The organism is Methylopila sp. Yamaguchi (assembly GCF_002897035.1).
Classification (GTDB): Bacteria; Pseudomonadota; Alphaproteobacteria; order Rhizobiales; family Methylopilaceae; genus Methylopila.
The window spans coordinates 421,514-430,750 of the sequence record NZ_BAUX01000002.1; the positions used below are offsets into that span (position 1 = coordinate 421,514).

A 9,237-nucleotide genomic window follows, 5' to 3' on the forward strand; every position below is an offset into this window, starting at 1 on the left:
TCGGTACCCTTTACGCGCCTCGGCCTTCGAGACCAAGCCCGAGGGCCAGCGCCTCCAGCCGGGTCTGGGCCTGCGGGTCGGCGGCGAACTTCGCCCGCGCCGAAGCAAGCGCCTCGCGCGCTTTGGCCTCGTCGCCCAGCGCCGTTCGCGACCGCACCAGCTTGAGCCATTCCCCGACGTCGCCGCCGTCGGTCGCGAGCCGCTCGCCCAGACGATCCACCATGCCGCGCACCAGCGCCATGCGCTCTTCGGCGGTGCGGGCGACCTGCGCTTCTTCCTGCGACGGCATCGGCAGGGCGGGCGGCGCGGCGAGCCGCTGGAACTCGTCCCTGAGGCCCTCGAGATAGGGCGAGTCCGCCGGCGCCTGCACGTAGAGCGGCTTCAGGCGGTTCAGCGCCGCGGCGCGGTCGCCGTCCTGGGCTGCGGCGCGGGCGAGATAGACCGCCGCCTTGATCGACGGCGGCGTGCTCGCCGCCGCGCGTTCGAGCGCGGCGCGGGCGTCGTCGGTCACGACCCCGTCGGCTTTGGCGACCAAAGCCTCGCCGAGATTGGCTTCGCGGTCGCCCGAGGAGCCGAGCAGGCGGATCGCCTGCGCGAAGGCCTCCGCCGCGTCGTCATAACGGCCGAGCCTCATGTAGATCGGGCCGACGACCGACCATCCGCGGCCGTCGTTGGGGTCCTTCTCCAGCGCCGCTTCGACGCGCGCGACCATCTCGGCGACGTTGTTTCGGTCGACCGGCGCCTGCAGACGCGCCGCGAGGGGGCGGTCCGGCACGTCCGGCCGGCCGAGCGCGCCATAGACGCCCAGCGACACGGCCGGCAGCACCACGAGCGCCGCCGCAGCAGCGATCCGGCGGCGGCGCACGGCGGCGGCGGAATCCTGCGCGGCGCCCGCCCCCTGCGCCGCAGAAGCCGCGAGGAGGCGGCGGGCGACCTCCGCCCGCGCGGCTTCCGACTCCCGGTCCCCAATCAGCCCCCGAGCGTGGTCGCGCGCAAGCTCGTCGAGCTGGTCGCGGTAGACCGCCACGTCGCCTGCGCCGGCGTCCACAGGCGCGCGGCGGCGCGCGAGCGGCGCGATCGCGACGAGCGCGGCCGCGCCCGTCATGAGCGCCAGTACGATCCAGAGGGCCATCTTCGGGTCCGTTTCTCCCTGTGCGCCACGACATAACGACGCAAGCCCGCCGCGAGAAGCGACATGGGGTCGCGCCGTGGCGGCTGCGGCCGCGGAGCCGTTGAGGTTTTCCGCTTCCTTCTAAAATGACTCCGAACGGGGCTGAAGGCGACGAAAGCTCAGGTTAGGATGCGGCGCAGGCTCCCCCGGGCCGCATGGTCCCGTGGCCCCACGCCGATGACGACAGAGCATTGACCCTTCACTCGCTGATCGCCCGGTTTCGCCCGCCTCCCCCGTCTCTTGCGCTTGAGCCTGCTCCGGCCTTGGCCGACGGCTACGACGTCGTCGTCATCGGCGGCGGCGCGCTCGCGCTCGCGGTCGCCCGCGCCTGCGCGCGCCAGGGCGCCGGCGTCGCGCTGCTGGCGCCGGGCGAGATCGCGGCGTCCGCCGCCGAGCGGGCGTTTCCGCTGGTGCGGGGCGTCCATCACGATCGCGCGCGCGCTGAAATCCAAGCCGACGCTCCCGCTCAGTTCGCCAAGCTGGCGCGGCGGCTGTCGCCGTCGCCCTGGCCCGAGGTCGTCGGCTGTCTCACTCTCGCGCCTGACGGACTGACGCTCGAGGCGCTGCGGCGCGCCTCCGCCGCCGCCAAGCCGCTGGGAGCCCGCTCATGGATGGTGCCGGCTCAGGAGGCGCAGGCCCTGTCGCCCGTGCTTCATGACAACGCCGCCCCTGCGCTGTTCGAGCCCGCCGCGGCCATTCTGTGGCCCGACGTCCTCGCGGTGGCGCTCGCGCGCGACGCGCGCTCCGCAGGAGCGACCCTGCGCGCGAACGCGCCCGCCATGGCGCTGGCGCGAGACGGCGCGGCCGCGGTCGGCGTCGAGATCGACGGCCGCTTCATCCGCGCCGGCGCTGTGGTGCTCGCCGACGACGCTTCGGCGATCCGCCTCGTGCGCGAGGGGCGCGGACGGCTGTCGCTGACGCGGGACGAGCGGATGACCCTGGTGACGCAGCCGGGCGCGGCGGCGATCGGCGCGGCGCTGGTCGCGGACGATCTCGCCATCACGCGCGATCTGACAGGCGCGATTACGCTGTCGGGGCCGCTCGGCGCCGAAACGCTCGCCGAGCAGGCGATGCGCCTCGCCCCGGCGCTCGGCGGCCTCGAGATTGCGAGCGTCGAGCCGGTGACGGTGTGGCGTGGGGTCGACGGACGCGCGCAGGTGGGCCCCGCGGAGATCGACGGCCTGTGGCTGGCGCTCGGCTTCGGACGCGACGCGCTCTCGCCGGCGCTGGCGGTCGCCGACCATCTTGCGGGCGAGCTTGCGGGCCGGACGCGCGACGCGGCCTTCGACGCCTTCGCGCCGACCCGTCGAGCTTCCCCCCGCAATCTGGAGTTCGTGCGATGAGCGGCCCGCACCGCCTTCCCGAGACGGCGCCGGCCCGCTTTGGCTCCGCAGTCGACCGCACGGAGCCGATCGGCTTCCGGCTGGACGGGCGGCCGCGCACGGGCCTCTACGGTGACACGCTGGCGAGCGCGCTGCTTGCAAGCGGACGGGCTGTCTTCGGCCGAAGCCCGCTGCTCGGGCGGCCGCGCGGCCTGACCGCGCTCGGTTTCGACGACGCCGTCGCCTGGGCGGCGGCGGAGGGGGAGCATGACCTGCGGCCCGCGGACGAATTGCTCCTCAGCGAAGGAGCGACGTTCCGAACGTCTCCGGGGCTGGTCACGCGTTCGCCGTTGGCGTTCGGCGCGCGGGCGGCGCTCGGCCCCGAAAGCCGGCTGCCGAGCCTTGGGCGACGACTGTTCGAGCGCGTGAGCCGGCAGGCGGCGCTGCCGATCCCGACGACGCGAGAGCTAGCTCCCCGGATGGCCGCGCGGTTCGAGAGCTGCGACGTGCTCGTGATCGGCGCCGGCCTCGCCGGCCTCGCCGCGGCGCAAGCCGCCCGATCCGCCGGCCTTCATGTGCGCGTCGCCGAAGCGAGCCATCGCGCAGGCGGGCTTGCGGACCTCTACGACGGAAGGATCGACGGGCTGTCGCCCGGGGCCTGGGTCGCGCACGCGGCGGGGGACCTTTCCGACGGGGGCGCTCTCTGGCTGGGAACGCGCGCCATCCACGTCGACCGTTCCGGCTCGGTCCAGCTGATCGAGCGCGTGCGCGGGCAGCACGGGCTGCTGCGCGTCGCGGCCCAGCTCGTGGTGGTCGCGAGCGGCTGGCGCGAGCGGCCGCTGCCGTTCGCGGACAACGACCGTCCCGGCGTCCTGCTGGCGACCACCGCGCGAGCGCTCTTGCGCCGCCATGCGGTCGCGCCGGGGGGGCGGGTGGTGGTCGCCACCACCGGCGACGAGGGCTACCGCACCGCCGTCGATCTGAAAGAGGCGGGCGTCGAGGTCGAGATGATCCTGGACGCCCGCGACGACCCGCAGGGGCCGGCGGTCGACGTCGCCAAAGCGGCGGGAGTGTCCATGAGCTTCGCGAGCGTGGCGACAGGGGTCGAGACGGACAAGAGCGGCGAGCGGCTGAAGGCGGTGCGCGCGGCGAACCGCGACGGCTTCGGCGCGCGGACTCTGTTCGCGGACGCTCTCGTCGTGTCGGGCGGCCTTGCGGCCCGATCGGAGCTCGGAGAGGCCTGCGACCGCGTGATCGTGGCCGCCTCCGGCTTCAACGCGCGCGACGCGCTGGCGGGCGGCGCGGCGGCGGGCGCCGAAGCTGCGCGGCGGCTCGAAGTCGGACTGGCCGCGGCCCCGCCCCTCGCTGAGATCCCGGCCGACGAGCCCGACGGGGGCCTCGATCTCTACATGTCGGGGCTCGACCCGCAGGCCGCCCGGACGGCCTTCGTCGATTTCGGCGCCGACGTCACCGTGGCCGACGTGGCGGAGGCCGCGGCGCTCGGCGTCGACGGACCGGAGGTCCTGGCGCGCTGGCTTGGGCTCGGCGGCGGACCCGACGGCGGCGCCGCCGGGGCCGGGCTCCCGCAGGCCGCCTTCGGGCGGATCCACGGCGACGCGCCCTCGTCCGCCGGCGCCGTGCAGGGGCCGCGCTGGACGCTGGCGGCGCTCGCCGCCGCCGCGAGCGTCGATCCCTACTGAGCGAAAAGCGCCTGCGAGGAGCTCCCCGCAGGCGCTTTCACGTCAGACGCGCGTGCGCGCTCGTCAGTCCAGCGGAACCCAGCGGCCGCCGGGGCCGCGGCAGGATTCGCCGCGCTCGACCACCGTCCGGTTGCGCAGATAGATCCGGCGCTCGTAGGTGCGGCAGCGATCGTAGCGGGCGCGGGCGTAGGTTGGGCCGACCACCACCGTGCCGCTGTAGCTCTGGGAGCGCCACTCGTAGGGCCGCCCCTCGTCGCCACGCTCCAGCGCGTCGTATTCGGCTTCTTCGGCGCGCGCACGGGCGTCGTCGTCGATCGCAGCCCCGATGCGGTTGCCGAGCAGGCCGCCAAGGCCCGCCCCGATCACGGTCGCCGCCACGCGGCCGCCGCCGCTGCCGATGGTGGAGCCGATGAGGCCGCCGCCGACCGCGCCGGCCACCGTGCCGAATCCCTCACCCTCGCGGCCAGGGCCGCAGGCCGCCAGCGAGAGCGCGAGCACGCCTGCGGCCGCAAGGGCCGCCGCCTTGGAAAACAACATGAAACCTCCCCGTTCGCCGCCGAATCAGACCCCTCGAGCGGTCCGGCGGGACCTGCAATGAACCGGCGGATTTGGGCGAAACCGGGGACGACGGGCTCAGACGCCCGGCAGCAGGAGGTCGCAGCGCAGGCCGCCGAGCGGCGCGCGGCCGAGCGTGAACCGGCCGCCATACAGCCGCGCCAGATCGACGACGATGGCGAGGCCAAGTCCGGAGCCGGGTTTGGTCTCGTCCAGCCGCCGTCCGCGCTCCAGCACCGCAGCGCTCTGCTCGTCGGCCAAGCCCGCTCCGTCGTCGTCCACGAGGACGCGGAGCGTCGCGCGGCCGCCGGGCAGCCGCTCGCCTTCGGCGACGGCGATGGCGACCCGGGAGCCCGCCCACTTGCAGGCGTTGTCGACGAGGTTGCCGACCATCTCCTCGAGATCCTGCTTCTCGCCGCGGAAGCGCAGGCCCTCGGCGACCTCGACGGCGATCGCGAGGTCGCGCTCGCGGTGCACCTTGGCCATGGTGCGGGCGAGCGCCTCCACCACCGGCTTTACGGGCGTGGTCTCCCCCGCGAAGGCGACGCCGGCGGCGAGCCGCGCCCGTTCGAGATGATGATCGATCTGGCGCTGCATGATCGCCGCCTGCTCGCGCACCTTGTCGGCGAACGGACCGTCGCCGACCGCAGATTCATTCTTGATGACCGACAGCGGGGTCTTCAGGCCGTGCGCGAGATTGCCCACATGCGTGCGCGCCCGCTCGACGATCTCCCGATTCGACTCGAGCAGGTCGTTGAGCTCGACCGCGAGCGGCGCGATCTCCTCGGGGAAAGCGCCGTCGAGCCGCGAGCGCTCGCCGCCGCGGATCTCCGCGAGCTGCTGGCGGATGCGGGCGAGCGGGCGCAGGCCGAACCGAACCTGGAAGCCGGTCGTCACCACAAGGCCGAGACCCAGCAGCAGGAAGCTCACCAAAAGCGCGACGTTGAAGTCGGCGATGTCGTCGTCAATCTCGGTGGCGTCGCCGGCGACCGCGATGAGGTAGCGGCCATCCTGCCCGAGGTCGATCGTCCGCTCGACCACGCGGAGCCGCTGCCGCTCCGGCCCCTGCGCATAACCCTCGCGGGTGCCGACCAGCGTCTCCTCGATCCCGAGATCCGACAGGCGAGGCAACTGCTCCTCGAACAGCGACTTCGACGTCGTCGCCTCCGGCGGATCGCGGTCGATGCGGGTGATCTGCCAGTACCAGCCGGACAGCGGCAGCTCGAACCGCGGCTCGCCGAAGGAGCCGGGGTCCTCCCGGTCGAAGGCGCCGGCGGCGACCGCCCCGACGAGCGTCTTGAGATAGACGTGGAGGCGCTGGTCGAAGCCGCGTTCGACCGAGCGGGTGTAGTAGGACGACAGGGTGACGCCGCCGATCAGCAGCATGGCGAGGGTCCAGAGCGCCGCCGAGCCGAACAGGCGCGTGGCGATGGACGCGGTCTTGCGCCGCCCGCGCGCCGGCGCCGCGCCGTCCGCAGGCGCCGAGGCGGCCTCCGCCGCAGCGTCGCCCGGCGCGCCGTCCTCGGCGCGCGCGGTCATGTCGTCTCGGGCGCGAGCAGCAGGTATCCCAGCCCGCGCACCGTCTGGATCGCGTCGGAGCCGAGCTTCTTGCGCAGCCGGCCGACGAACACCTCGATGGTGTTGGAGTCGCGGTCGAAGTCCTGATCGTAGAGGTGCTCGACCAGCTCGGTCCGCGACACCACCCGGCCCTGGTGGTGCATGAGATAGGCGAGCAGCCGATATTCATGGCTCGTCAGCTTGATGGCGTGGCCGTCGATGGTGACGCGGCCGGCGCGGGTGTCGAGGCGGATCGGGCCGCACAGCAGCTCGCTCGAGGCGTGGCCGGTCGCGCGGCGTAGCAGCGCGCGCAGACGCGCCAGCACCTCCTCCATGTGGAACGGCTTCGCCACGTAGTCGTCCGCCCCCGCGTCGAAGCCCTGCACCTTGTCCGACCAGCGGTCGCGGGCGGTGAGGATCAGCACCGGCGTCGTGCGGCCGTCGCGGCGCCACTGCTCCAGCACGCTGATGCCGTCCATCTTCGGAAGGCCGATGTCGAGCACGATGGCGTCGTAGGGCTCGGTGTCGCCGAGGAAGTGGCCCTCCTCGCCGTCGAACGCGCGATCGACGGCGTAGCCGGCCTCCTCAAGCGCGGCGACGATCTGGCGGTTCAGGTCGGGATCGTCCTCGACGACGAGCAGGCGCATGACGTTTCCTCGGAAGGCTTCACGCGACGCGTTCTAGCGCACGTTCACGAGTTTGCCCGTGCCGGCGTCGACGCGGGCGCGGGCGACCTTGCCGTCAGCGTTGAGCAACGTGAGATCATAGGTCAACAGACCGCCGACGTCGCAGAGCTTGTAGTCGATCACCTCGCCGTCCCAGGCCTCGCGCGCGGCGCGCGCCGCCTGCGCGAGCGTCACCGCGCGCTTCGAGCCGATGGCGCCCCGGGCTTCGCGCGCCGAAAGGCATTCGCCCCGCGCGGTCTTGCGGCCGTCGTCGTCGTCGCGATCCCGGCGCGGACGGTCTTCAGCCGGGGGAGCGGGCCGACGGGCGGGCGCGATCTGCAGATATTCGGTCTGCGGAGGGGTTTCGCCCTCGCGCAGCGGCGTGACGCGCTTGTAGAGGCCGGGCGGAGGCCCGTTATTCTCCTGACCCGGGGGCCGGGGCGGCACGAGCTTGAGCTGCTCGTCCGCCTGTGGCGCGGGAACGAGAATCGTACCGGGCCCGGAACCCGCGCGCGGCTGGTCGTCCGCCGCGGCCGGGGCCGCGCCGGGGCAAACCGCCAGCGCCAGAAGCGCGGCCTGGGCTACGCGAAACCACGTCATGACCTCTTACATACCCCGAACGCCCTGAACCCGCGATGAATGCGAGGGCTTTGGCGTCTCGCGCGAAACGGGCAGGCCCGCCTTCCGGGAAGCGACGGATCAACGCTCGCCGCCGCGTTCCAGGCGGTCGATCCGGTCGCTGAGCCGGTCGAGCGCCCGCCCCTCCGCCTCACGGCGGGCGATGAGATCGTCCCGCGCCGCCCGCCGGTCGTCGGCGTAGGCCGCCTTGAACTCGGCGAAGGTCGACAGCGGCGTCGTCCCGAGGTCGAGCCGCAGCACGTCCCGCTCCAGCCGCGCGAGCGCGTCGTCGATCGGGCTTTTCGCCAGTTGCCCGCCCGCGACCGCGAGCGCCAGCACCACGCCCATCGCCGAGACGATCGTGGCCCAGGGCGTGCGCGAGCGTTCGTCGAGCTTGGCGCCGAGCCCTGAAAGCTGGGCCGAGACCTCGCCGATCCGGCCGCTGAACAACTGGTTGAGGTCCTGCACCACGCGCTCGAGCCCATAGACCCGCTGCTCGAGCGCGGCGAAGCTCGCGTCGTCGGGAAGCGCGCGGCGCGCCGGCTGCGGGGCGGTCATGGCGCGCTCCTTACGCCAGCGGGCGGGTGGTCGTCTCGCGGCCGAACCAGGCGTAGGCCGCGCCGGCGAGCGAGAGCAGGGTCGCGACCACCGTCGCCGCGTCCCCTTCCGCGATCTCGACGCCCGACAGCCGCCCGAGCGCGATCAGCAGCGGCGCCCCCGCCGCGATCACGATGCCGCGAAGGGTCTGGCTCTCAAGGCGCCGCACCGGGGTGAGGGCCGGCGCAAGCCGGGGGTCGGCGGTGACCTCCTCGGCCACGCGTCGCGCTTGAGCCTGCGCCTGATCGGCCGCCCCGCGCTCGGCGAAGGCCGCCGCTGCGGCCTCCGTGACGACGTCCGCGAGCTTGCTCCGGGTGATGGCCGTCTTGGCTTTCAGCGTCATGGGATCCTCCCGTCAGGCTTCGTTCAGGGACAGGCGGCCCGTCGCCGCCGAGGCGACGCGGCCTCGCGCCGGGGCAGGCGCCGTCTTCGGCCAGCGCGCCGCAAGCAGCCGGCCCTTGGCGATCCAGGTTTCGGTGACGGCGTTCGACTGGTTGCCCCCGAGCACGCGGAGGCGCTTGGCGTCTTCGCCGACGTAGAAGCCGACGTGGCCGCCGGTTCCGCGGGAGAACACGAGGATCGCCCCCAACGCCGGGGTGGCGAGGCCGACGCCGAACTGGGTCCAGCCGCGGGCCCAGAGCGCGTTCGCCGGCAGCGGCTCGTCGGGAAGCGTCGCGGCGATCTGCGCGTGCACGAAGGCGCCGCACCATGGGGTGTCGTCGTCGCGGTACCATTTGGCGATCGCCTGGCCCCAGCGCAGGATCGTGGCGTTGGAGCGCGGGCCGACGATCTCCGAAAGTCCCATCCAACGCCGCGCCTCGGCCAGCCAGACCGGCTCGGCGGGAAGCTCGGAGGTCGCGGAGAGGCGCGCCAGGGTCGCGGCAACGGCGAGGCCGGTGCCGGCGAGACCTTCGCGCGCCTGGAAGGCGAGCACGGCCGCCCGGGTGAGACGCCCGAAGATCCCGTCGAGCGGGCCGGGCGCGAAGCCGCGCTGCTGGAGCGCGCGCTGGAGCTCGAGAACCGTCATCGGCGTCCCCTCACATCGCGTAGGA

At 73.7% G+C, this 9,237-nt stretch carries 10 protein-coding genes; 2 read left to right on the plus strand and 8 right to left on the minus strand.

Annotated features, from left to right (window positions below):
• Positions 1-10 precede the first annotated feature (10 nt).
• Positions 11-1,132, minus strand: a complete 1,122-nt coding sequence (ccmI, locus tag METY_RS04180; RefSeq protein ID WP_103120106.1) for a c-type cytochrome biogenesis protein CcmI — start codon at positions 1,130-1,132, stop codon at positions 11-13.
• A 230-nt stretch (positions 1,133-1,362) separates the two neighbouring features.
• Between ccmI and METY_RS04185 the strand changes: the two genes are divergently transcribed.
• Together METY_RS04185 and METY_RS04190 are read left to right on the plus strand one after the other, a co-directional pair.
• Positions 1,363-2,514: an NAD(P)/FAD-dependent oxidoreductase gene (locus METY_RS04185; protein ID WP_160147301.1), complete on the plus strand. Its 1,152-nt coding sequence runs from the start codon at positions 1,363-1,365 to the stop codon at positions 2,512-2,514.
• On the plus strand, positions 2,511-4,193 hold the full coding sequence (locus METY_RS04190) for a 2Fe-2S iron-sulfur cluster-binding protein (RefSeq protein ID WP_103120108.1): 1,683 nt from the start codon (positions 2,511-2,513) through the stop codon (positions 4,191-4,193). Before METY_RS04185 ends, METY_RS04190 begins: the two co-directional genes overlap by 4 nt.
• A gap of 63 nt (positions 4,194-4,256) precedes the next feature.
• Here METY_RS04190 and METY_RS04195 read toward each other — a convergent pair whose 3' ends face one another.
• The 7 genes from METY_RS04195 to METY_RS04225 all read right to left on the minus strand — a co-directional run.
• Positions 4,257-4,730, minus strand: coding sequence for a glycine zipper 2TM domain-containing protein (locus tag METY_RS04195; RefSeq protein WP_020185879.1), 474 nt, complete (start codon positions 4,728-4,730; stop codon positions 4,257-4,259).
• Positions 4,731-4,826: 96 nt separating this feature from the next.
• A complete protein-coding gene (locus tag METY_RS04200; protein WP_244593510.1) occupies positions 4,827-6,287 on the minus strand; it encodes an ATP-binding protein in 1,461 nt (486 codons plus the stop codon).
• A complete protein-coding gene (locus METY_RS04205; RefSeq protein ID WP_103120109.1) occupies positions 6,284-6,952 on the minus strand; it encodes a response regulator transcription factor in 669 nt (222 codons plus the stop codon). Before METY_RS04205 ends, METY_RS04200 begins: the two co-directional genes overlap by 4 nt.
• Positions 6,953-6,985: 33 nt before the next feature.
• Positions 6,986-7,570 carry a PepSY domain-containing protein gene (locus tag METY_RS04210; protein WP_103120110.1) on the minus strand — a complete coding sequence of 195 codons (585 nt, stop codon included), beginning with the start codon at positions 7,568-7,570 and terminating at the stop codon, positions 6,986-6,988.
• A 99-nt stretch (positions 7,571-7,669) separates the two neighbouring features.
• Complete coding sequence (locus METY_RS04215) at positions 7,670-8,146, minus strand: hypothetical protein (protein ID WP_103120111.1); 477 nt, start codon at positions 8,144-8,146, stop codon at positions 7,670-7,672.
• Between the two features lie 10 nt (positions 8,147-8,156).
• A complete protein-coding gene (locus METY_RS04220; protein WP_103120112.1) occupies positions 8,157-8,528 on the minus strand; it encodes a hypothetical protein in 372 nt (123 codons plus the stop codon).
• Between the two features lie 12 nt (positions 8,529-8,540).
• Positions 8,541-9,237, minus strand: a 697-nt coding sequence (locus METY_RS04225) for an NlpC/P60 family protein (RefSeq protein WP_210201899.1), incomplete at its 5' end; no start/stop codon positions are given.

Excerpts from the sequence above, each read along its gene's own strand:
- METY_RS04195 (WP_020185879.1), bottom strand. The coding sequence starts at position 4,730 with ATGTTGTTTTCCAAGGCGGCGGCCCTTGCGGCCGCAGGCGTGCTCGCG.
- METY_RS04220 (WP_103120112.1), bottom strand. The coding sequence starts at position 8,528 with ATGACGCTGAAAGCCAAGACGGCCATCACCCGGAGCAAGCTCGCGGAC.
- METY_RS04200 (WP_244593510.1), bottom strand. The coding sequence starts at position 6,287 with ATGACCGCGCGCGCCGAGGACGGCGCGCCGGGCGACGCTGCGGCGGAG.
- ccmI (WP_103120106.1), bottom strand. The coding sequence starts at position 1,132 with ATGGCCCTCTGGATCGTACTGGCGCTCATGACGGGCGCGGCCGCGCTC.
- METY_RS04215 (WP_103120111.1), bottom strand. The coding sequence starts at position 8,146 with ATGACCGCCCCGCAGCCGGCGCGCCGCGCGCTTCCCGACGACGCGAGC.
- METY_RS04210 (WP_103120110.1), bottom strand. The coding sequence starts at position 7,570 with ATGACGTGGTTTCGCGTAGCCCAGGCCGCGCTTCTGGCGCTGGCGGTT.
- METY_RS04205 (WP_103120109.1), bottom strand. The coding sequence starts at position 6,952 with ATGCGCCTGCTCGTCGTCGAGGACGATCCCGACCTGAACCGCCAGATC.
- METY_RS04190 (WP_103120108.1), top strand. The coding sequence starts at position 2,511 with ATGAGCGGCCCGCACCGCCTTCCCGAGACGGCGCCGGCCCGCTTTGGC.